This is a genomic window from Acetobacterium sp. (assembly GCF_030652775.1).
Taxonomy (GTDB): Bacteria; Bacillota; Clostridia; order Eubacteriales; family Eubacteriaceae; genus Acetobacterium.
In genome coordinates, this window is record NZ_JAUSPS010000008.1 from 34,589 (window position 1) to 56,273 (window position 21,685).

General features: G+C 44.3%; 18 protein-coding genes and 4 tRNA genes. 21 read left to right on the forward strand and 1 reads right to left on the reverse strand.

Features of this window, described 5'->3' with window-relative positions; genetic code table 11:
- Positions 1-8: 8 nt before the first annotated feature.
- Positions 9-1,235, forward strand: a complete 1,227-nt coding sequence (locus Q7J41_RS01030) for a type II secretion system F family protein (protein ID WP_304884398.1) — start codon at positions 9-11, stop codon at positions 1,233-1,235.
- Positions 1,236-1,283: 48 nt separating this feature from the next.
- Here Q7J41_RS01030 and Q7J41_RS01035 read toward each other — a convergent pair whose 3' ends face one another.
- A complete protein-coding gene (locus tag Q7J41_RS01035) occupies positions 1,284-1,568 on the reverse strand; it encodes a hypothetical protein (protein WP_304884400.1) in 285 nt (94 codons plus the stop codon).
- Between the two features lie 428 nt (positions 1,569-1,996).
- Here Q7J41_RS01035 and Q7J41_RS01040 point away from each other — a divergent pair, with 428 nt between their 5' ends.
- The 20 genes from Q7J41_RS01040 (at position 1,997) to Q7J41_RS01135 (ending at position 21,608) form a co-directional block, all read left to right on the forward strand.
- Positions 1,997-3,184: an FprA family A-type flavoprotein gene (locus tag Q7J41_RS01040; RefSeq protein ID WP_304884402.1), complete on the forward strand. Its 1,188-nt coding sequence runs from the start codon at positions 1,997-1,999 to the stop codon at positions 3,182-3,184.
- Between the two features lie 46 nt (positions 3,185-3,230).
- Complete coding sequence (mnmA, locus tag Q7J41_RS01045; RefSeq protein WP_304884404.1) at positions 3,231-4,307, forward strand: tRNA 2-thiouridine(34) synthase MnmA; 1,077 nt, start codon at positions 3,231-3,233, stop codon at positions 4,305-4,307.
- 194 nt (positions 4,308-4,501) lie between these two features.
- The gene (locus Q7J41_RS01050) at positions 4,502-6,565 is read left to right on the forward strand and encodes a hypothetical protein (protein WP_304884406.1); all 2,064 of its coding nucleotides are present in this window, start codon (positions 4,502-4,504) and stop codon (positions 6,563-6,565) included.
- A 12-nt stretch (positions 6,566-6,577) separates the two neighbouring features.
- Positions 6,578-7,261 carry a response regulator transcription factor gene (locus Q7J41_RS01055; RefSeq protein WP_304884408.1) on the forward strand — a complete coding sequence of 228 codons (684 nt, stop codon included), beginning with the start codon at positions 6,578-6,580 and terminating at the stop codon, positions 7,259-7,261.
- Complete coding sequence (locus Q7J41_RS01060) at positions 7,248-8,561, forward strand: cell wall metabolism sensor histidine kinase WalK (protein ID WP_304884411.1); 1,314 nt, start codon at positions 7,248-7,250, stop codon at positions 8,559-8,561. Before Q7J41_RS01055 ends, Q7J41_RS01060 begins: the two co-directional genes overlap by 14 nt.
- Positions 8,558-9,697 (forward strand): iron-containing alcohol dehydrogenase, encoded by a 1,140-nt coding sequence (locus Q7J41_RS01065; RefSeq protein ID WP_304884413.1) that lies wholly within the window; start codon positions 8,558-8,560, stop codon positions 9,695-9,697. Before Q7J41_RS01060 ends, Q7J41_RS01065 begins: the two co-directional genes overlap by 4 nt.
- Positions 9,698-9,786: 89 nt before the next feature.
- Positions 9,787-11,994 carry an ATP-dependent helicase gene (locus tag Q7J41_RS01070; protein WP_304884415.1) on the forward strand — a complete coding sequence of 736 codons (2,208 nt, stop codon included), beginning with the start codon at positions 9,787-9,789 and terminating at the stop codon, positions 11,992-11,994.
- Positions 11,995-12,035: 41 nt separating this feature from the next.
- Positions 12,036-14,027, forward strand: a complete 1,992-nt coding sequence (ligA, locus tag Q7J41_RS01075) for an NAD-dependent DNA ligase LigA (protein ID WP_370650965.1) — start codon at positions 12,036-12,038, stop codon at positions 14,025-14,027.
- A gap of 130 nt (positions 14,028-14,157) precedes the next feature.
- The gene (gatC, locus tag Q7J41_RS01080) at positions 14,158-14,445 is read left to right on the forward strand and encodes an Asp-tRNA(Asn)/Glu-tRNA(Gln) amidotransferase subunit GatC (protein ID WP_304884416.1); all 288 of its coding nucleotides are present in this window, start codon (positions 14,158-14,160) and stop codon (positions 14,443-14,445) included.
- Positions 14,446-14,454: 9 nt separating this feature from the next.
- Entirely contained in the window at positions 14,455-15,927 is a 1,473-nt protein-coding gene (gene gatA / locus Q7J41_RS01085) for an Asp-tRNA(Asn)/Glu-tRNA(Gln) amidotransferase subunit GatA (protein WP_304884418.1), read from the forward strand.
- 3 nt (positions 15,928-15,930) lie between these two features.
- On the forward strand, positions 15,931-17,367 hold the full coding sequence (gatB, locus tag Q7J41_RS01090; RefSeq protein ID WP_304884420.1) for an Asp-tRNA(Asn)/Glu-tRNA(Gln) amidotransferase subunit GatB: 1,437 nt from the start codon (positions 15,931-15,933) through the stop codon (positions 17,365-17,367).
- A gap of 112 nt (positions 17,368-17,479) precedes the next feature.
- Entirely contained in the window at positions 17,480-18,223 is a 744-nt protein-coding gene (gene rph, locus Q7J41_RS01095) for a ribonuclease PH (protein ID WP_304884433.1), read from the forward strand.
- Between the two features lie 19 nt (positions 18,224-18,242).
- Positions 18,243-18,842 (forward strand): RdgB/HAM1 family non-canonical purine NTP pyrophosphatase, encoded by a 600-nt coding sequence (gene rdgB / locus Q7J41_RS01100; RefSeq protein ID WP_304884422.1) that lies wholly within the window; start codon positions 18,243-18,245, stop codon positions 18,840-18,842.
- 59 nt (positions 18,843-18,901) lie between these two features.
- Positions 18,902-19,387 (forward strand): metallophosphoesterase, encoded by a 486-nt coding sequence (locus Q7J41_RS01105; protein ID WP_304884423.1) that lies wholly within the window; start codon positions 18,902-18,904, stop codon positions 19,385-19,387.
- Between the two features lie 27 nt (positions 19,388-19,414).
- Positions 19,415-20,320 (forward strand): ABC transporter ATP-binding protein, encoded by a 906-nt coding sequence (locus tag Q7J41_RS01110; RefSeq protein WP_304884425.1) that lies wholly within the window; start codon positions 19,415-19,417, stop codon positions 20,318-20,320.
- A 9-nt stretch (positions 20,321-20,329) separates the two neighbouring features.
- Complete coding sequence (locus Q7J41_RS01115; protein WP_304884427.1) at positions 20,330-21,115, forward strand: ABC transporter permease; 786 nt, start codon at positions 20,330-20,332, stop codon at positions 21,113-21,115.
- Positions 21,116-21,234: 119 nt separating this feature from the next.
- Positions 21,235-21,308, forward strand: a tRNA-Gly gene (locus tag Q7J41_RS01120).
- A gap of 19 nt (positions 21,309-21,327) precedes the next feature.
- Positions 21,328-21,404, forward strand: a tRNA-Arg gene (locus Q7J41_RS01125).
- A 26-nt stretch (positions 21,405-21,430) separates the two neighbouring features.
- Positions 21,431-21,507 (forward strand) — tRNA-His (locus Q7J41_RS01130).
- A 24-nt stretch (positions 21,508-21,531) separates the two neighbouring features.
- Positions 21,532-21,608 (forward strand) — tRNA-Gln (locus tag Q7J41_RS01135).
- The last annotated feature ends 77 nt before the right edge of the window (positions 21,609-21,685 follow it).

A 21,685-nucleotide genomic window follows, 5' to 3' on the forward strand; every position in this document is an offset into this window, starting at 1 on the left:
GTGGCGCGATGGATAAACAGTTTAGTTACAAAGCAAAAGATCATCGGGGCGAGACCGTAACCGGAACGGTTGCCGGCCAAACCCAGCGAGAAGTGGCTCAGGTTCTGCACACTCAAAATCTGATTGTGTTGGAAATTAATGAAAACAAAAAGTCGGCAGAATTCTTAAAAAAAGAGTACCATCTTCGCATCCGTTCGGTAACAGATGATGCCTTCAGCCGCTTTTGTCGACAGTTTCACATCATGCTAGCGGCTGGAATTCCGATTTTAAAATGTCTGGAGCTCATCAGTGATGAAACCGAAGATAACGGATTTGCCCAAGACATTTTTGGGGTCGGCCGCCGCATCCAATCTGGTGAGAGCCTCTCCCAGGCGATGACGGTTTATCCTAAATCATTTCCGTCCTTATTTGTTTTTATGGTGGAAGCCGCAGAAATAAGCGGAAATCTTAATGAGATCCTTTTAAAAATGGCTGAGCATTATGAAAGTGAAGTTAAAAATCGTCGTCAGCTCCAGCAGACCCTTTTCTATCCGATGATCTTGAGCGTTGTTTTTGTTCTAGTGTTGACCTTTTTAATCACCACAGTGCTCCCGAGTTTTGTCGATATGTTTGTGGTAATGAATGCGGAACTGCCTGGACCAACCCGTTTTTTGATAGCTATGAGTCAAGGTCTAAGGACGGGGTGGCCACTGCTGCTCTTGATCCTAGTCGGTCTCGCAGCAGGGTTTTCTTTTTTAATGGGAATCGAATCGGTAGCAAACTTGATGGATCGACTCAAAATAAAACTCCCGTTAATTGGAAGTCTCAATCACAAACGCTGTCTGGCCAGAATTGCCACAACCCTGGGAATGCTCCTGGGAAGCGGTGTGGATCTGTTGGCGGCATTAAACCGTTTGGAGGGCGTTGCTGATAATCGCTATATCAAAAAAGAGTTGAGCCTACTCCGGGAAAAGGTCGTCAATGGAAAAAGTTTGGGTCTGGGAATGGCAGAAAGCGATGCATTTCCCAGTCTTTTTTGCCAACTGGTCGCCATTGGCGAAGTCTCCGGATCGCTGCCGAAAGTGCTGGAAACCCTGAATCTCGTATACGCAGATGAGGTTCGCATGCGAATCCAATTGCTGAATACATCGCTGGAGCCGCTTATTCTACTAATTTTCGGAGGACTGGTGCTGTTCATTCTGGCGGCGATCATGCTGCCGGTTTTTGATATCTATTCCGCATATTCCAGTATGTAAAAAAGGACTTTCTCAAAGCAAGAGAAAGTCCTTTAATAAATTCATTAACTAAATATGATTGCGCCCGGATAAAATGGCGTGACATTCGTTGTAATAGAATTTTTTTGCATCGCTTACGGTTAGCTCATCAAAAAGGTGATAGAGGTTGATCGCCAGTGTTTGGGTCGTTTTGGTATCCAGATTGGTACGTTGGCAGGATTTCAGAAAGTATCCCATGCAGGCTTCCTTATTCCAGTCATCACCGCCTAGAAATAATCGCCGTAATTCTTCTTTAATTTCTTTTTCGGTCCATTGTGATTCATTTGAAGAGGCGGAATCCTTTGTTTCAATCATTTAACCAGCTCCTTTCACTTCAGATAAATGTTTGATCAACGTCATTATAGCACAGCTTCAAAAAAAACGTAGAGTGAATGAGGGTAAAAATTATTCTAAGTTTTTATTAAGCAATAAAGGCAGCAAATGGAAAAAAAATTAAAATAATGCATAAAAAAATTAAAAAAGTACTGGATTTTTAAAATGTAATCGGTTATAATAAACCCATGGTGTGAAAACGTTTTAATTTCCTTTCTTAATTTTCTTAAAAAAGAGGTGTGTACGCATCTCTTTTTTATTTTTTGCCAGCTATCCATCAATCCATAAAAGGCCGCAGTTTTGGCCTATTTTTTAGAGCCATTCTTAACTATCCATATTTTTCACTTGAAATATTTTCTGTTTAAGGTTATATTTAAGTTTGAGAAAACATAAGGAAAGTGGGGAAAAATATGAATGCAGTAAAAATTAAAGACGATATTTTTTGGGTAGGCGTGAATGATTATCAAACAACACTTTTTGAAGGAATGTGGCCAATTGATCAGGAAGGTGTTTCCTATAACGCCTATGTGATCAATGATGAAAAAGTGGCTATTATCGATACCGTAAAAACCATCAAAGCCGATGAATATATAGAAAAAATTAAGTCGATTATCGGAGCCAAAAAGGTTGACTACCTGATCATTAATCATATGGAACCGGATCATTCCAGCGGTATTACCGATCTGCTGGCCGAGTATCCGGATATGAAAATCGTGGGGAATAAAAAAACGTTTCCGATTATGAATAATTTTTATAAAATCACTGAAAACCTTCATGAGGTTTGTGATGGTGATACCCTTTGTCTGGGAAAACATACCCTTCAGTTTTTCATGACCCCGATGGTTCACTGGCCAGAATCCATGGTTACCTATGATATTAATGACAAGGTGCTCTTTTCCATGGATATCTTTGGCAGCTTTAAAGCACCGGTGGGGAGCATTTTTGATGACGAAAACGATCTGGCCGCTTTTGAAGAACCGACCCGTCGCTACTATGCTTGTATCGTCGGCAAGGTGGCCGGTCAGGCCTTAAAAGCGCTGAATAAACTTTGTGACGTCGAAATAGGAACGATTTGTCCGTCTCATGGTTTGATCTGGCGGGATAATCCTAAATATATTCTGGATATGTACGTAAAAATGAGCAAGAAGGAAACTGATCCGGGCGTTGTGATCGCCTATGGTTCGATGTATGGCTGTACCCAGAAGGCGGCTGAGATTTTGGCGATCGCCTTAAAGAATGAAGGTATCAAAGACGTGAAGCTTTATGATGTGGCCAAAACCGATATTTCCTTTATTATTTCTGATATCTGGAAATACAAAGGGCTGTTTTTGGGCGCACCATCCTATTACGGGCAGATTTTTCCCAAAATGGCCAACCTGCTTTATAAATTGGGCGAAATCAAAGTTGATAATCACAAGGTCGGATTCTTTGCCGATTACAGCTGGAGTGGCGGCGCCGATAAGAACTTTAATTACTTCATTAACGAAGCGAAGGTCGATACCATTGATGAGATCCTGATGATTAAGGGCACGCCAGATGAACAGGATGTCATTGCGTTAAATGAACTGGCCAAAAAAATGGTCAAAGAAATGGTTTAATTAACATTACAAGGATTTGGTAGAAAAAACGAGGAGGAAAACATAAATGAAAATCGTTGTGGGCATGTCGGGAGGGGTTGATTCATCGGTTGCAGCATTATTGTTAAAGGAACGTGGCTACGAGGTCATTGGGGTCTTCATGAAAAATTGGGAAGAGCAGGATGAATCGGGAGTATGTACAGCCACAGAAGACTATGATGATGTGCGGCGGGTGTGCGACACCATTGATATTCCCTACTATACAGTGAATTTTGCCAAAGAATATTACGACTCTGTTTTTTCTTATTTTCTGGAAGAGTATAAAAAAGGGAGAACTCCCAATCCGGATGTTCTCTGTAACCGAGAAATAAAATTCAAACGGTTTTTGGATTATGCGCTAAAGGTGGTTGGCGGTGACTATCTGGCCACCGGCCATTATTCTCAAATCGATTTTGTCAACGAACAGTACCGATTAAAACGGGCTTTTGATCACAACAAGGATCAAACCTATTTTCTCTGTCAATTGGGACAAAAAGAGCTGGCTGATGTGATGTTCCCGATTGGACATCTTTCCAAAGATGAGGTTCGCCACATTGCCGTCAAAAACAACCTGGCGACCGCCAAGAAAAAGGATTCGACGGGAATCTGTTTTATCGGCGAACGTAATTTTACCCAATTTCTGAGTCAGTACCTGCCGGCTCAGCCGGGTCAGATTGTCGATCTGGCCGGTAATGTGAAGGGAACCCATCAGGGTCTGATGTACTATACCCTGGGCCAACGAAAAGGCCTGGGGATTGGCGGCGAAGGAACCGGAGAACCATGGTTTGTGGTCAGCAAAGACCTCGACAAGAACGAATTGGTGGTGGTTCAGGGGGAAAGCCATACAGCCCTGTATTCAAAATCGCTGGAAGCTATCGAAATGAATTGGGTGGGCGGTTATCCACCGGCAAAAGAGTTTAAATGTACGGCGAAATTCCGCTATCGTCAAGCCGATCAGGATGTAATGGTGCGGGTGACCCCGGATCGGGTTTACGTTGCCTTTGATCAACCGCAAAAAGCGGTGACCCCAGGACAGGTCGTGGTTTTATATCAGGATAGTATCTGCCTTGGTGGCGGCACCATTGATTCCATCGAAATGATTTAATAAACTTAATTTTATCGATAAAAGAGCAAGCTTAATTTAGCTTGCTCTTTTATTTTTTTTTGAGTAAAAAGCGCAGTTTTATGGTAAACTATACACAGTGACATCAATAGAATGGGTGAAGCCTGTAAAAAAACTAGTAAGAATTCGTGAATATAGAGAAAAGTAAGCAGGACGATAGGGAAGGATTGTAAAAAATGAAAACGCCGTGTAATAAATGTGGAAAAACAATTGGTTTTTTTGACAGGAATTATAAAATAGATAACGAAAAATTAAACATAAAATATGATGGCCTTTGTGGAGACTGTAATAATGTTTTGAAAAAGGGCATTGAGAAATTAGATGATATGTATCAATGGATGATGAATAACCTTAAAAAAAATAAGGATGTTCAAAAAAATGGAATGGTTTCGGTTGAGGCGGATCTACTGATTCTGCTGGCAGTTGAGGCTCTTTTTTCGGTTGCACCGGACTATTACGATTTAAATTCCCCCCTCAATCAGACCTTTATTCGCGCCAAAGAAAGTCGTGGCGTCGATCGGCAACGGGATATTGTACGGATTGTCCACATTTTGTTGCTTTACGGGTTTGAAACGAATTTAAAAGAACAGGGACTCGACACCACCCGGAATTTTATCGCCTATATGATCCAAAACGAGCAGTTTCTGGAAGAAGTGGAGGTTAATTGTGGAGTTGAGGACGAACTCATCAAGGCCAATGTGTTTTTAAGTCGTCGCGGCCTGATCATCGATACCCTTAATAATCCCAAACTGATCTATATTTCGATCCCCAGCGATGTGCTGGTAGACTATCAGGTGGAATCCTCGGAAATCATCAATGAAGTGATTCTGAAAAATGTTTTTTATCCCTGGGATAAGAAAAAAAAGGTGGTTTTGACCCTTGTTTCAGAAAGTGCGCTGTTTTCTGTGGCTAATGCTATTGACCGATTTAACCAGAAGACCAGCAAGCTTCAGGACAAGCTAAAAAAAGATAGCCTGGAATATTTTAATGACCGGGTTGTCGAAGATCTGGAAAAAATAAAACCCGGCGAATTTATTGAGGCAATCCATTTGGATTGTTTGCTTTTGTGTATTGTCAAAAACTTAAAAAGCCAAAAAATGTTTTCGATGGAAGCCTTGTTTGATCCCAAAGGCACCGCCATTGAACTGCTCTGGGCTTATTATCGACAGAATCTGAGGAACATGGGCATTGACAATAACGAAAAGGTGGTTACTTATCTCCTTAAAAATTGTCTCTATACCGAAGGGTTTCATATCAAGCATGGCAATAAACCAAGTGATAAAGGTTGGGGTTTTTTTACCACCAAGGGTTATATTATTTATTTCAAACGAAGCCGGCAGGTGTTTTTTATCTATACGGAAACCTTCCCCAATCCGCTGTATCATCCCTGTAACCGGGTGACCTATGAGGACAAGCAATATTTGCAGCTGATTATGAGTAATGGCCGAAGTCTGGGAGAAGAACAGCGGGAACTGGACGAACTGATCTTTTACAGTGATGAACCAGAAACCATTGCTCAGATGGAGCGTTTTTTTGAACGGCATAATCTTTATTATCAGATGGAGACCTTTCTCAAGAAACAAAAAGAAGTTCAGCGAAAACGGGAAAAATACCTTCAGGTTCAACGGATTATCAATCATATTTTCAATGACTTCGGATTTTTGCCCTATTGTATCTATGATGAGTGGTATGTGATTCAAACCGAACTGAAAAAGGATGATATCCTGCTGAACAAACTCATCGATACCGATGCCGGCCTGAGAAAAAACTATACGCTGGGGCAGATAACCTATGCGCCGAAAATCATTGATGCCTTCAACCGGGGAGCAGAAGCCGTTCAGAGCTCATTGAATATCGTCGAAGATTCAGTGGCCAGGGCGATTTTATGGGTTGCCTTTAAAGAGGCTGTCACCGAGACCCTGTCGCAGGAATGGGTGCGGATTGCCGGTGAAATTCTGGATAAGGAAGATAATGCGTTGTCAGCCTTTTTCAAATACGTTAATCTCAAGAATATTGAACCGGATAAGGTTTACTTTATGGGACTATTCATCTACCATCTGATGGATCGGGAAATTCTGCAAGCGGATAATTTTCTGGAAAACTATGAGGGCGCCGTGCGGATTTTCCTGGAATGCCGTCGGGTCATTGAAGAACCCAAGTTTGAAGGAACCATTCTGCCCATGGACGAACTGTTAGAAGAAGTATTTCCGGCGAAAAAGAAAGAAGAGAGCAACCTATAAAGGAGAAAAACCATGCGCATTCTTTTAGTTGAGGATGAAAAGCCCCTGGCTGCAGCATTGGGGAAGATTTTCGAAAAAAACAAAATATTGGTTGACGTTGTCAATGATGGCATAGAAGGCAAGCTGCTCAGCGAGCATGATGTCTATGACGTGATTATTTTGGATATTATGCTTCCGGGAATGACTGGTTTAGAAATTCTGCGATCGATCCGGGAAGCGGGAAAGAACGTTCCGATTCTTTTGTTAACTGCCAAAGATGACACCAAAGATAAGGTCAACGGACTGAATATGGGCGCTGATGATTATCTGGTCAAACCGTTTGTCACCGAAGAGTTGATCGCCCGGGTAAGAGCGCTGGGGCGACGACCCTGGGAGGTTTATCAGGATAATGTGATCCACTTTTCAAATATTTCCCTGAATATCAATTCCGGGGAATTATATGTGGATGATGTCTTAAACAGACTCACCGCCAAGGAAGCCCAATTGTTGGAAATGTTTATCCGGAATCCCGGTATGACCATCTCAAAAGAGCAGATTCTGGATCGGATCTGGGGAATCGAGAGCATGGCGATGGAGAATAGTGTCGAAATTTATGTCCATTATTTGCGAAAAAAGCTGGACACATCAAAGGCCTATATTAAAACCATCCGTGGATTGGGTTATGTTTTAAAGGAGCAGGAGCATGTTAAGCCTTAACAAGCTTCGGATCAACCTCACCCTGATGAATACAGGAGTCCTGATTGGACTCCTATTATTTATTTCCATTTTTCTGTACGTGGTTTTGAGTATGGATGTGGAGACAAATGTGAATAATAATCTTAAAATATATTGTTCTCAGCTGGCCAACGAAATTGAATATCTGGAGCGGCAAGAAGCGGGACAAGAGGTTGCTGAAGAAGAAAAACAGGGGTATTTTGAATATACTCGCAGTCTCGTTCAGAATAATATCTCCTATGTGATTTTCGATCAACAGTTCAGCGTTCTGGATCAGTCCTACTCGCTGCCGCTTGAAGAAGCCAAGTTGGTGGAAATATCGAAACACTATTTTGCAGATAATAAAGAAAAATATCTGATCAGCAATTATAAGCAGGGCGACAAGGATTACAAAATTTGCACCTATGTGGTGGTCAATAAGAATGGTGAATTAAAAATAGTTCAGGCGATGAAAAATATGGCTTCGGAACGATCGCTGTTGGGAAATGCGCAGGAAATGGTGGGATTTACCATCTTGATCGGGGCTTCATTATCCTTTTTGGGCGGTTATTTTTTGTCCGGCCGGTCCCTGATTCCAATAAAAAAAAGCGTCGAGCGGCAGCAGGAATTTCTGGCTGATGCATCCCATGAGTTGCGGACACCGATTGCCGTGATCCAGACAAATCTGGAAGTGGTCAAGGCCAGCACCGATGAAAGTGTGGAAAGCCAGCTGACCTGGATCAACAATGCCTATGACGAGATCCAGTGGATGCAGCATATTGTCGAAGATTTGATGTTCTTGGCGCGGGCGGATTCCGGGGATATGATGGTACAGCGGGAACCCGTTGATGTAACCTATTTAATCAAGGTGGTCAGTGAAAAAATGGCACCCTTGGCCGGGAAAAAAGGGATTGCTTTTATCAATAAGCTGGAGGATGATCTGATCATCACTGGTGATGAAAAACAAATTACCCAGTTGCTGGTGATTCTTTTAGATAACGCCATTAAATATAGCAGTGAAAACACCATTATTCGAGTCATTGGGAAGAAGGCTCTTCAGGGGGTGTCGGTGGAAGTCATCGACCAGGGAATCGGGATTCCCAAAGATGAGATTAACAAGGTAACCCAACGGTTTTATCGGGTCGACAAGGCGCGTTCCCGAACCGAAGGCGGCACTGGCTTGGGGCTTTCGATAGCCAATTGGATTGTCGACGAGCACCATGCCGGCATGATCATCGAAAGTGAAGAAAAAAAGGGAACCAGGATTACATTAAATTTTGACAAAGGGGTAGAAAAAAAGTGAGCAGTTTAAAATTTTGTGGAGACGAGATTATCACCGGACCCGGCACCTTGAATGCCATCAAAAAGATTGCGGGACAACGGTTCTTTATTGTAACCGGAAAGACCGCCTTATTTAGAAATGGAACCATCAAACGGGCAGAGGCATTTTTAAAAGAAAGCAGTAAGGATTATGATATCCTTGGCGGCATTGGAGCAAACCCCAGCGTTTTAGATGTCGAAACGGGGCTGATCAGGATGAAAGCCTTCAATCCGGATGTGGTGATCGCCATCGGCGGCGGCTCCGTTCTGGATGCAGCCAAGGTCATGACCCTGATGTGTGAGTACGAGGGGTTAACCATTGAAGCAATCAAAACCGGCCAGGCGCCGGAAAAACGGGAGCGGATTAAATTGGTCGCAATTCCCTCAACCTCCGGGACGGCATCCGAGGTCACCCGGGCGGCCGTGATTACCTTCCCGGAAGAAAATATCAAAATTGGCCTGAAAACCAAAGCCTTTATTCCCGATATCGCTATTTTAGATGGGGAGCTGGTTTTGTCGATGCCGCCCAATGTCGTGGTGGAATCGGGAATGGATGCCCTGACCCATGGCTTAGAAGCTTACATTAATAAAAATGCCGACGACTTCACCAAAACCATCGCCAAAGGGGCGGTGGAAGGTCTGCTTACGCATTTGCGCCAGTCCTTTGAAAGCGGGGATATCGAAAGTCGCCAGCATGTCCACAATTTTTCTTGTCTGGCCGGGTTCGCCTTTCAAAATGCCGGACTGGGAATGGATCATGGCATTGCCCACGCCTTTGGGGGCCGTTTTGGCACCAGTCATGGACTCCTTAATGCCATTGCCCTGCCCTATGTGCTGGAATATAATCAGCAGGATCCCCAGGTGGCCGACGATCTGGAACAGCTATCCCGGTTAATCGGGAAAAACATTATCGCTGAAATTAAAGATCTGAATCAAACCTTTGGTATCCCCAGCTCCTTTCAGGCTGCGGGGATCCCGGCCGAACAATTCAAAGCCCACTACAATGAGTTGCTGAAAAATTCGCTGATGGGCTCCACTCAGAGAAATCCCGTAAAAATGGACGCATCTGAAATGGATAAGGTCTTAATAAGCATTTATTATGGCGAAAAGAAATTTTAATAAGGAAAACAAATTAGGGCATTGCAAAAATGAACCTAAAGTTCGCAGAACTTTGCAATTAACTATGGAATAAATATTTAGGAGAATACATGAGTTTATTAGACGGGTTAAACACTCGACAACGAGAAGCAGCAGAAACCATTGATGGGCCACTATTAATACTGGCAGGGGCCGGATCAGGAAAAACACGAACCATTATCCATCGCATTGCCCATATTATTGAAACGGGACAGGCATGGCCCTCGCAGATTCTGGCCATCACCTTTACCAATAAAGCCGCCGGAGAAATGCGGGAGCGAATTGCCAAAATGAATATTGCGGACAGTAAACGAATTTGGATGTCGACCTTTCACGCCATGTGCGCCCGGATCATGCGAACCCATGCACAATGGTTGGGTTATGACGACAATTTTGTCATTTATGATATGGATGATCAGAAACGTTTATATAAAAGTCTGATCAAAGAATTGGGCCTCAATGACAAATATTTTACCAACCAGTTTTTAAGCGGTGAAGTCTCCACTGCCAAAAATAATTTTGTCAGTCCAGAAGCCTATATTAAAGCAAACTCCGGTGATTTCAGAAAAGAACAGGTTGGACTTTATTATAAACGCTACCAGGAAAGCCTGAAAGCCAACAATGCCATGGATTTTGATGATCTGATCTACAATACCCTGGTATTGTTTAAGGGCTTTCCGGAAATTCTGGAACAATATCAAAATCGCTTTAAATACATTATGGTTGATGAATACCAGGATACCAATCATAGTCAATATGAACTGGTTAATATGCTGGCCGCTAAAAATAAAAATATTTGCGTTTGTGGGGATGACGACCAGAGTATTTACGGCTGGCGGGGAGCGGATATCAACAATATCCTGGACTTTGAGAAAGATTATACCAACGCCAAAGTGGTCAAACTGGAAGAAAATTATCGCTCAACCCAGACCATTCTGGACTGTGCCAACGGCGTCATCGCCAGAAATACCGGCCGTAAAGAAAAGGCGCTGTGGACTAATAACGACGGCGATGAAAAAATAATGATTGCTTCCTTTAACCAGGGTTATGATGAAGCTCGATTTATTGTTGACGAGATTAATGACAATATCACTAAGGGCAATGGCATCTTTGGTGATTTTGCGATTCTATATCGAACCAATGCCCAGTCCCGACTGTTTGAAGAAGCGCTGATGCGAGCCGGTTTACCCTTCCAGTTAATCGGCGGAACCGGGTTTTACTCTCGGGTTGAAATTAAAGACGTCATTGCTTATTTAAATGTGCTGAGCAATCCCAAAGACAACATGGGCTTTATGCGAATTGTGAATGTGCCCAAGCGGGGGATTGGTTCAGCAACGATTGAAAAAATTGCCGAGTACGCCAATTTTAAAAGCTTCAGTCTGATGCAGGCCTTCCATCACGTCGAAGAAATTCCGGAACTGAGTCCCAGTGTAAAAAATAAGGTTCGGGCATTCAGCGAACTAATGAAGAAATTGGAAGCAATCCGGGAGACGGCCAGCTTAAGTGAGCTGATCTCCGCTGTCATTGAAAAAACCGGCTACCTGGAAATGCTGGAAACCGGAAAAATGGATAAGGGTGAAAGCCGTCTGGAAAATCTCCAGGAACTGGTGTCTTCAGCCACTGACTTTGAAAAAAACAGTGATGACCAAAGCCTCAGCGCCTATTTGGAAACCGTGGCTTTATCATCAGAAACTGATAAGTACGATGGCGACCAGGGTAAGGTTCTGTTGATGACCCTTCATAACGCCAAAGGGTTGGAATTCCCGATTGTCTTTATCCCTGGGATGGAAGAAGGAATCTTCCCCCATGGCCGAGCCATGGATTCACCAGAAGATATCGAAGAGGAACGGCGTATCTGTTATGTCGGCATTACCCGGGCGATGAAACGCCTTTATATTTCCTGGGCCGCGGAACGAACTCTCTATGGACGACGTCAGCTCCAAACCCCGTCGCGATTTCTAAAAGAGATGCCGGATGAAGTTTGTGTGGAAAATAAACAGCGCTACGAGCGCAAGCCGGAAATTGACATTGAAACCAAAAAGAATAAGACTTTTTCGGAACGGGTGACCCAGTCGAAGGTGGCCATTCGCAGAAATAATGCCAATGCCGTTAACTTTCATAGTGGTTCATCAGAAAATGGATTTGTGTTGACCGATAAGGTCAAACATAAGAAATTTGGCATTGGTACCGTGGTTGAAGTAAAAAACAACATGATTTCGGTGGCGTTTCCGGGGGTCGGGATCAAAAAAATGGATCCGACTTTTGTGGAAAAGGCTTAGTTAAAATAATTTAAAACAGCGGTTAAGGATTGGAAATAAGTATGAACAAAACCCGAATTGAAGCCTTAAAGAAAGAAATTGAAGCCCACAACCGGGCCTACTATCTCGATGATGCCCCCCTGGTTTCAGACTACGACTATGATCAGCTGATGCAGGAACTGATTGCGCTGGAAACTGAAAACCCGGAGATGATCACCCCGGATTCGCCGACCCAACGAGTTGGCGGCAGCCCGTCAGAGGGCTTTGACAAGGTGGTCTACAGCCGTCCCAAGCTAAGTCTTAGCAATGCCTTTGATGCCGGCGATCTCCGGGATTTTGACCGCCGGGTGCGACAGACCTGTCCCGAGGCCACCTACGTGGTGGAATACAAATTTGACGGGTTAACGGTGGTGCTCAATTACGAAAATGGTTTGTTTGTCCAGGGTGCCACCCGGGGTGATGGGGAAGTGGGGGAGAATGTTACCACCAACCTTAAAACCATCCGAACCATCCCACTGGGTTTGCCGGAACCAGTAACCCTGGAAGTTCGGGGTGAAGTGTTTATGGGAAAAGCCGATTTTGAAAAACTGAACCAGCGTCGTCAGGCGGAAGAGGAAAGCCCTTTTGCCAACCCCAGAAATGCGGCGGCGGGTTCCTTACGGCAATTAGACCCCAGGTTAACGGCATCCCGACCATTGGACATTTTTGTCTTCAATCTGGAAGCAGCGGCAGGTTTTGAACCTAAAACCCACACGGAGACCCTGGGTTATTTAAAAAAGCTGGGGTTTAAAACCAGTGCGGTCAAATCCTTTAGCGATATCGAAGCAATCATTGATTACTGTAGCCTGATGGAAGTGGAAAGACGAAATCTGCCTTTTGATATCGATGGTCTGGTAATCAAGGTGGATGAATTATCCTGTCGCGAGTTGCTGGGTAATACCTCAAAAAGCCCCCGTTGGGCGATCGCCTATAAATTTGCCCCAGATCAGGCGATTACCACTGTTACTGCCATTACCGTCCAGGTCGGCCGAACCGGTGCTCTGACTCCAGTGGCCGAACTTGCACCGGTATCACTAGCGGGATCGGTGATCGCTCGGGCAACCCTCCATAATGAAGACAATATCCGCACTAAAGATATCCGCATCGGCGACCATGTGGTGATCCAGAAGGCTGGTGATGTGATTCCGGAAGTGGATCATGTGGTGTTTGAAAAGCGATCGGGAAACGAGGTTGTTTTTCAAATGCCAAAGCGCTGTCCGGTTTGTGATGAACCGACCTTTCGGATTGCCGGAGAAGCTGTGACCAAATGCCTGAACATGGCCTGCCCGGCGCAGGTGTTCCGCAAACTGGTGCATTTTACGTCCCGGGATGCGATGAACATCGAAGGACTGGGCCCGGGAGTGCTGCGGCTGTTGATGGACGATAAACTGGTAATCAACCCGGTGGATATCTATCATCTGGAGCAAAAAAGAGAACAACTGGTCACCCTGGAAAAGCTGGGCGAAAAATCAGTGGACAATCTTTTAGTTGGTATTGAAGCCTCTAAAACACGGGATCTGTCGCGGCTTATTTTTGGCTTGGGAATCCCGCTGGTGGGCGCCAGAGGGGCAAAAATTCTGGCGGAGCATTATCAAAATATGGACAATCTGATCCAGGCCCAAGTGGAGGAACTCAAAGCGATTTTTGAAATTGGCGAAAAAATGGCCACCGAAATTGTCGATTTTTTCCAGACCCCCACCAATATTGAAATCATCAGAGGGCTGGAAGTCGCAGGGTTGAATATGATTCAGGAAACCCGCTTGGAGTCGCAGACCCTGGCTGGTAAGACCTTTGTTCTCACCGGCACCCTGCCTACTCTCGACCGACGGGAAGCCAAAGCCCTGATCGAAGCCAATGGTGGCAAGGTAGCTGGCAGTGTCAGTAAAAAAACCGATTTTCTCTTATCTGGAGAAAAATCCGGCACCAAATATGAAAAAGCCCAGTCGCTGGGAATTGCAATAATTGATGAAGAAGCGTTTTTAGCCCTTGTCACGGGTGGTGGGTTTGATCTATAATGAAGGGTGATTTTTAGAATCAGACTGACAGCTTCAGCTGTTAACATAGAAGACAGCGCCGGTATTTATGCTTAATGAAATGATTAAAAGAATAATGTAGAAAGTCAACAGCAAAGAAAGGATAACGAATATGAGTTTAACACGAGAAGATGTCACCTACGTGGCCAATCTTGCCCGTTTGGAATTTTCCGAGGATGAAGTGACCGCCCTGGCCGATCAACTGGGGGCAGTGCTGGATTATGCAGAAACCCTCAGCGGATTGGATACATCTAAAATTAAAGCCACCGAACATGTGCTGGCGGTTCAGAATGTCTTTCGGGAGGATGAAATCAAGCCCTGTCTGACCAATGAAGAAGCTTTGGCCAATGCGCCGGAAAGCGAAGCCGGGTGCTTTAAGGTTCCCCGGGTTATGGAATAGGAGGCAATAATGGAATTAAGTCAAAAAACCATCCATCAAATAAATGATCTTCTGGATAAAAAAGAAGTGACCGTTACTGAGGTAACTCAAGCGGTGGTTAACCGCATTAACGCAGTCGAAAAAGCCACCGATGCCTATCTCAGTCTCCAGACCGAAACCGCTTTAGAAGCGGCTCAGGCATTGGATGCCGAGCTGTCCGGGCGAGCTAAAAAAACTCCGCTGGAAGGGATTCCCTACGGACTTAAAGACAACATGTGTACCAAGGGGATCTTGACCACCTGTGCATCAAAAATGCTGTATAACTTTAATCCCCCTTATAATGCCGAGGTTTATGATCGGCTTAGCGAAGATGGCGGCATCCTGCTGGGAAAAACCAATATGGACGAGTTTGCCATGGGTTCTTCGACCGAAAATTCAGCCTATAAAAAGACCCGCAATCCCTGGGATTTAAACAAGGTACCCGGCGGTTCCAGCGGCGGATCAGCTGTTGCGGTGGCAGCCGATACGGCCTTTTACACATTGGGATCAGACACCGGCGGATCAATCCGGCAGCCAGCCTCCTTTTGTGGGGTGGTGGGGATGAAACCAACCTATGGTCTGGTCTCCCGCTATGGTCTGGTGGCCTTTGCTTCGTCGCTGGATCAGATTGGCCCGTTCACCAAGGACGTTGAAGACTGCGCACTGGTGCTAAATGCCATTGTCGGCCATGATGCCAAGGATTCAACCTCCCTCAATCTAAAAAAAATCGATTATAGCCAAAACCTCAAACAAGGGGTTAAGGGGTTAAAAATTGGCGTGGCCAAAGAATTTTTCGGCGAAGGGCTCCAACCGGAAGTCCGCAAAAGTCTGGAAGATGCCATTGCCATTTATAAAACCCTGGGTGCTTCGATTGTCGACGTGTCCTTCCAGCATCTGGATTATGCCTTATCGGCTTATTATATGATTTCGTCTGCTGAAGCCAGCTCTAACCTGGCCCGTTACGATGGCATCCGCTATGGTTTCAGAGCGGAAGAATACAGCGATCTGGTTGATCTTTACAAGAAAACCAGAAGCCAGGGCTTTGGCGATGAGGTAAAGCGACGGATTATGCTGGGTACCTATGCCCTCAGTTCGGGTTATTATGACGCCTATTATAAAAAAGCAATGCAGGTACGAACCATCATCAAAGCTGACTTTGATCAGGTCTTTGGTGGTTGCGATGTGCTGTTGACCCCAACTGCGCCGACCACAGCTTTTGGGATCGGCGAAAAAACCAGCAACCCGCTGGAGATGTACCTTACCGATATTTATACCGTACCCGTTAACATTGCCGGGATTCCCGGCGTTTCAATTCCCTGTGGCCTGGACAACAACGGGATGCCGATCGGGATGCAGCTGCTGGGGCCGATCTTAAGTGAAGAGACCCTGTTAAAAACCGCCTGGGCGTTTGAGCATGAATCAGGCCTGACGAATTTAAAAGCACCATTGGGAACGGAGGTCTAAATCATGGAATATGAAATTGTCATTGGAATGGAAATCCATATTGAATTAGGGACAAAAACAAAGATATTCTGTTCGTGTCCAACCGAGTTTGGGCAGGATGAGAACACCCATACCTGCCCGGTGTGTCTGGGAATGCCGGGAGTTTTGCCGGTATTAAATGAAAAAGTGGTTGAATACGCGACCCGGGCTGGTTTGGCGCTTAATTGCGAAATTGCCCACTTTAGCAAAATGGACCGAAAAAACTATTTCTATCCGGATTTACCCAAAGCCTATCAAACCTCCCAGTTTGATTTGCCCATCTGTACCGGTGGAGTAGTCGGCATTGAAGTCGATAGGGTAAAAAAAGACATCGGTATTACCCGTATCCATATTGAGGAAGATGCTGGAAAGCTACTTCATGAATCCGCTGACGGGACCCTTCTGGATGTTAACCGCTGTGGCGTGCCGCTGATTGAGATCGTCACTGAGCCGGATCTGCGCAGTGCCGAGGAAGCCCGCGCCTTTGCTGAAAAGGTCAGAAATATTCTCGAATATACCGGCGTCTCTGACTGTAAGATGGAACAGGGATCGATGCGTTTTGACGTGAATCTGTCGATTCGTGAAAAAGGATGCGAAGTACTGGGAACCCGTACTGAAATGAAAAACCTGAACTCCTTCCGGGCACTGATCCGGGCGGTTCAATACGAAAGCAAACGACAGATCATTGAGATTAAAAAGGGTCACACGATTATTCAGGAAACCCGGAAATGGGATGACACCAAAGGGTCCTCATCTTCGCTGCGAAGCAAGGAAGAAGCCCACGATTACCGTTATTTCCCGGAACCGGATCTGGTTCCGATTGTGTTGGAACCGGCCTATATCGAGAAAATTAAGAGCGAGCTGCCGGAATTGCCGGAAGCTAAAAAAAAGCGCTACATTGATGAATATAAATTGCCGGAATACGATGCCGGGGTGTTGACCACCACGGGCGTCACGGCCCGCTTCTTTGAAGAAGCGGTGGCACTGTATAACGAACCCAAACAGATTTCGAACTGGATGATGGTTGAAATTCCGCCGCTATTAAAAGAAAATGAACTGAGTATGGAAAACATTTCCATTACTCCGGCGCAATTGGTGGCATTGCTGAAACTGGTCAAAAACAATGAAATCAGTGGCAACACCGGTAAAGAAGTTTTAAAAGAAATGTTTAGTACCGGCAAAAACCCGGGTGATATTGTCAAAGAAAAGGGTCTGGCGCAGATGAGCGATGCCGGGGAACTGGAAGCCATCATTGAAAAAATCGTTTCGGATAATCCCAAATCAGTTGAAGATATTGGCGCCGGCAATGACAAAGCCTATGGCTTTTTAACCGGTCAGGTAATGAAGGCCACCAAGGGAAAAGCCAATGCCCAGGTCGCCAACGAAATTATTCGGGCTGTCGTTGCCAAACATTTAGCATAAAAACAACAATAATTTGACTATCTAAGGGATTACCGCAAGACTTGCAGTAATCCCTTAAAAAATAATAGAATAATAAAGGAAAAACATGGAAAACAGTGAAGCAATAAAAGAAATGGAAACAGAAATAGTGATAGATACAAGCAAGCAACGGATTGATGGCCGGGAAGCCCACGAATTAAGACCAATAAAGGTCACCCGCCACTTTATTAAAAATGCCCAGGGATCAGTCCTTATCGAAGTGGGCGATACCAAGGTCATTTGCACCGCCATGGTGGAAGAAAAAGTACCGCCATTTTTAAAAGGTCAGAAAAAAGGCTGGGTCACGGCCGAGTATGAAATGATTCCGGGGTCCACCAACACCCGCAAAAGTCGTGATCGGAACCGCGGGAAAATTGATGGCCGAACCATGGAAATTCAGCGCTTGATCGGCAGAAGTCTGAGATCTGTCATCGATCAGACAATGCTGGGGGAACGGACCATTTGGATTGACTGTGATGTGATCCAGGCCGACGGCGGAACCCGGACAGCGGCGATTACCGGTTCATTTCTAGCCCTCCATGACGCCTTGTCAGATCTGATCGAAAAGGGAAAAATCAAAGCCATGCCGATTACCAATTTTGTCGCCGCCACTAGTGTCGGGATTTATCAGGACGAAGCCATCGTTGACCTGTGTTATGAAGAAGATTCAAACGCAGAGGTTGATATGAATATGGTCATGACCGAAACCGGCGAAATCATCGAAATTCAGGGAACTGGTGAAGAACGGCCCTTTAAAAAGGAAGAACTTCAAAAAATGTTGGAACTGGGAGAAGCAAGCATCAAAAAAATCATCGCCTTCCAAAAAGATACATTATAGGATTAACGGGTAAGTTATAATGAGAACAATACTTTTAGCCACCGCAAATCAGGATAAGGCCAAAGAACTGAAGGCGATGTTGGGCGAGGATTTTGAAGTCCAGACGATGAAGGATTTTGGCATTGATATTGAAATCATTGAAGACGGCCTAACCTATGAAGAAAATGCGCTGATCAAGGTGCGGGCGTTACAGCCCTATGTCATGGGAAAAGACTTAATCATTATGGGCGATGACTCCGGCTTGTCGGTGGATTGTCTCAATGGCGCTCCGGGAATCTATTCGGCCCGTTACGCCGGTGACAATGTCAGTTATACTGACAATAATAAAAAACTCTTGCAGGAAATGGCGGATGTGCCGGAAGCGAAGCGGGGTGCGGCTTTTATTACGGCCATTGCGATGATTTTACCCGATGGCCGGGAGCTATGCTGCGAAGGTCTGGTGCGGGGGAAAATTGCCTTTGATTATTGCGGCGCCGGCGGATTTGGTTATGACCCGTTGTTTATCCACGAGGCATCAGGTCGCTGTTACGGAGAGATGACCAAAGCAGAAAAAAACCGCCTCAGTCATCGGGCGGTCGCTGTTGAAAAGGCTCAGGAAATACTGAATCAGGCGCATTAACAAAACGGAAAAATAAGGATGATTTAGTCAAAAAGAAAGATAAGTAATGGGGGGGTAAAATGAAAATTGGTGTTATGAGTGATAGCCATGGCAATCTGAAAGCGGTGAAACAGGCCACTTCGGAAATGGGTCAGGTGGATGTAATTATTCATCTTGGAGATTATGTCGAAGATGCCCTCTATTTACGAACAATCACAAATATCCCCATCCACATCCTGAAGGGGAATTTGGATTCATTTGCTGATGATGGTAGCATGACGCTGGAGACTACCTTGGGCGGGTTTAAATTTTTTGCCTGTCATGGCCATAAGTACGGTGTCAAGAATGATTTGCACCGCATTTACTATGCTGGGTTGGAAAAAAACGCCCAGGTAATTCTCTATGGTCACACCCACCATGCTTATATTGAAGATAATGGCCAAATTTTAATGATGAACCCCGGCTCGGTGGGGGCGCCCAGAATGGGTGATCCCGAAAGCTATGGGTTGATTACCATCAAAAATGGCGAAATTGACGCAAAAATTATTCCGCTTTGGAATGAATGACAGAAATATCGAAAAAGGAGGCAAGCGATGCTGAGTATTAAAGAGGTATCAATGACCTATCAAAAAGGGAACAAAGAAGCGTTGAAAGACGTAAGTTTAAATATTGAGGAAGGCGAATTTACGGCTTTACTGGGACAAAATGGTGCGGGGAAGAGTACCCTGATTAATATATTGGCAGGTAATGTAAAAAAGACTAAGGGTGCGGTCACTATTGGTGGGTATGATCTTGACAAGAAAGAGCTGGAAACAAAAAAAATAATTGGTATTGTACCTCAGGATACCGGCTATGATTTTATTTTTACGGTTGATGAAGCGTTAAAAAAGCAATCCGGTTACTTTGGGATCAAGAATAATAAGGCGTATGTTGATGAACTTCTGGAAGCGCTGTATTTGACTGAAAAAAGAAATGCCAGACTGAGAGATCTTTCCGGGGGGATGCGACGACGATTTCTAATCGCTAAGGCGCTAGTTCATAAACCTAAAATACTTATTTTGGATGAACCCACAGCGGGAGTTGATATCGAAATGCGGCACACCTTGTATGACTTTTTAATTAAGTTGCATGAATCGGGAACGACCATCATTCTCACAACTCACTACATTGAAGAAGCCGAAAAACTATGTAAGCGGATTGTCATTATTGATGGGGGAAAGATCATTGCCGACGAGCCAAAAGAAGAACTAATGGACGCTTTTTCCAGAGAAGTGATTATTGAAGTTCACTTTGATGCGGCGCTGGATCTTAGTGATTTTGAGTTTTTGAAAGAGTATCATCCTCAAATTGAAGATAAAACAAGACTCCAATTGAAAGCTGCAAAAAAAGACTTAACTAAAGTCTTTAGACAACTATCGGAAAAGAATATGGAATTTACCAATCTTGTTGTGGAAAAACCAAAACTGGAAGATATTTATTTAAATATCATTAATCGTTAGGAGCAGCACATGAAGAAGAATATTATATTTTATAATCGAATAGGTTTTATAACCCTCTTTAACAGAGAAATTCATCGCTTTATGAAAGTACCTGTGCAGACGGTTCTGGCACCGCTTATTTCGAATATTTTGTACATGCTGATCTTTGGGGTAATGTTGCAAACAAGAGAAGTTGGTATTGATGGTATCAGTTATCTTAATTTTCTCGTGCCTGGCTTAGCCACGATGGGCGCAATTTTTGCGGCCTTCCAAAATCCGGCATTTTCAATTATATCTCAAAAATTTCAGAACACCATTCAGGATCTCAATAGCTATCCGATATCGATTACCGAGAAAATTTTTGCATTTGTTTGTGGTGGCATGTTCCGAGGTGTTTTGGTGGGGACTCTGACCTACGTGGCAACGATTTTCTTTGTTGGTTATGAAGTTGTACATCCGCTATTTTTTGTTTTATCACTGACGGCGACATCTTTCGTTTTTGCTTCCGTTGGTTTAATTGCAGGTCTTGTATTAGACAATTTCGAAAAAATGAATTTTATGCTAGCTATCATTATCACCCCACTTACCTATTTAGGTGGTGTGTTTTTCGAGGTTTCCAAACTGCCTGGATTTTTATCGAGTATTATCTACATTAACCCTATTTTTCCGCTGGTTAATGTTTGCCGTTATGCCTATATCGGTGTGTGCGAAGGCAATATTTATTTACATGTTCTGTTCACAATTGCTTTGGTCGTCAGTTCTTTTTTAGTTGCAGCCTACATATTTAAAAAAGGTATCGGGATTAAAACGGTTTAATCGCTGTCTTTTATTCGGGATAGATGTTATCTGAGAAGTTATCCAAAATAAAAAGCAAAAAAGAGTTGACAACTCTTTCTATTTCAAGTATACTAACACTTGTCTCTAAGAGAGGCAATGCGGGTGTAGCTCAGTGGTAGAGCCCTGGCCTTCCAAGCCAGTCGCGAGGGTCCGATTCCCTTCACCCGCTCCATTTTTGCGAAAAGAATTGAGCGCCTGTAGCTCAGTAGGATAGAGCAACGGCCTTCTAAGCCGTGTGCCAGAGGTTCGAATCCTCTCAGGCGCACCATTTTATTTTATCGTATTTATATCGTGGTGGGTATAGTTCAATCGGTTAGAGCGTCGGATTGTGATTCCGGAAGTTGTGGGTTCGAGTCCCATTATCCACCCCATTTCTATATCATTATTTTTTTTATAGGGGTATAGCCAAGTTGGTAAGGCACCAGATTTTGATTCTGGCATTTCGTAGGTTCGAGTCCTGCTACCCCTGCCACTTTTGCTAGGCAGAGAAAACAGAAAAACGAAACAATTCACATGACCCATTAGCTCAGTTGGTATAAGCAGAGAACC

What these genes read in the sequence shown, in the direction of transcription:
- Q7J41_RS01060 (WP_304884411.1), top strand. Translation starts at nt 7,248, where the DNA reads ATGTTAAGCCTTAACAAGCTTCGGATCAACCTCACCCTGATGAATACA.
- Q7J41_RS01110 (WP_304884425.1), top strand. Translation starts at nt 19,415, where the DNA reads ATGCTGAGTATTAAAGAGGTATCAATGACCTATCAAAAAGGGAACAAA.
- Q7J41_RS01040 (WP_304884402.1), top strand. Translation starts at nt 1,997, where the DNA reads ATGAATGCAGTAAAAATTAAAGACGATATTTTTTGGGTAGGCGTGAAT.
- Q7J41_RS01035 (WP_304884400.1), bottom strand. Translation starts at nt 1,568, where the DNA reads ATGATTGAAACAAAGGATTCCGCCTCTTCAAATGAATCACAATGGACC.
- Q7J41_RS01070 (WP_304884415.1), top strand. Translation starts at nt 9,787, where the DNA reads ATGAGTTTATTAGACGGGTTAAACACTCGACAACGAGAAGCAGCAGAA.
- Q7J41_RS01105 (WP_304884423.1), top strand. Translation starts at nt 18,902, where the DNA reads ATGAAAATTGGTGTTATGAGTGATAGCCATGGCAATCTGAAAGCGGTG.
- ligA (WP_370650965.1), top strand. Translation starts at nt 12,036, where the DNA reads ATGAACAAAACCCGAATTGAAGCCTTAAAGAAAGAAATTGAAGCCCAC.
- Q7J41_RS01115 (WP_304884427.1), top strand. Translation starts at nt 20,330, where the DNA reads ATGAAGAAGAATATTATATTTTATAATCGAATAGGTTTTATAACCCTC.
- rph (WP_304884433.1), top strand. Translation starts at nt 17,480, where the DNA reads ATGGAAACAGAAATAGTGATAGATACAAGCAAGCAACGGATTGATGGC.
- Q7J41_RS01030 (WP_304884398.1), top strand. Translation starts at nt 9, where the DNA reads ATGGATAAACAGTTTAGTTACAAAGCAAAAGATCATCGGGGCGAGACC.
- mnmA (WP_304884404.1), top strand. Translation starts at nt 3,231, where the DNA reads ATGAAAATCGTTGTGGGCATGTCGGGAGGGGTTGATTCATCGGTTGCA.
- gatA (WP_304884418.1), top strand. Translation starts at nt 14,455, where the DNA reads ATGGAATTAAGTCAAAAAACCATCCATCAAATAAATGATCTTCTGGAT.
- gatC (WP_304884416.1), top strand. Translation starts at nt 14,158, where the DNA reads ATGAGTTTAACACGAGAAGATGTCACCTACGTGGCCAATCTTGCCCGT.
- Q7J41_RS01050 (WP_304884406.1), top strand. Translation starts at nt 4,502, where the DNA reads ATGAAAACGCCGTGTAATAAATGTGGAAAAACAATTGGTTTTTTTGAC.
- Q7J41_RS01055 (WP_304884408.1), top strand. Translation starts at nt 6,578, where the DNA reads ATGCGCATTCTTTTAGTTGAGGATGAAAAGCCCCTGGCTGCAGCATTG.
- rdgB (WP_304884422.1), top strand. Translation starts at nt 18,243, where the DNA reads ATGAGAACAATACTTTTAGCCACCGCAAATCAGGATAAGGCCAAAGAA.
- gatB (WP_304884420.1), top strand. Translation starts at nt 15,931, where the DNA reads ATGGAATATGAAATTGTCATTGGAATGGAAATCCATATTGAATTAGGG.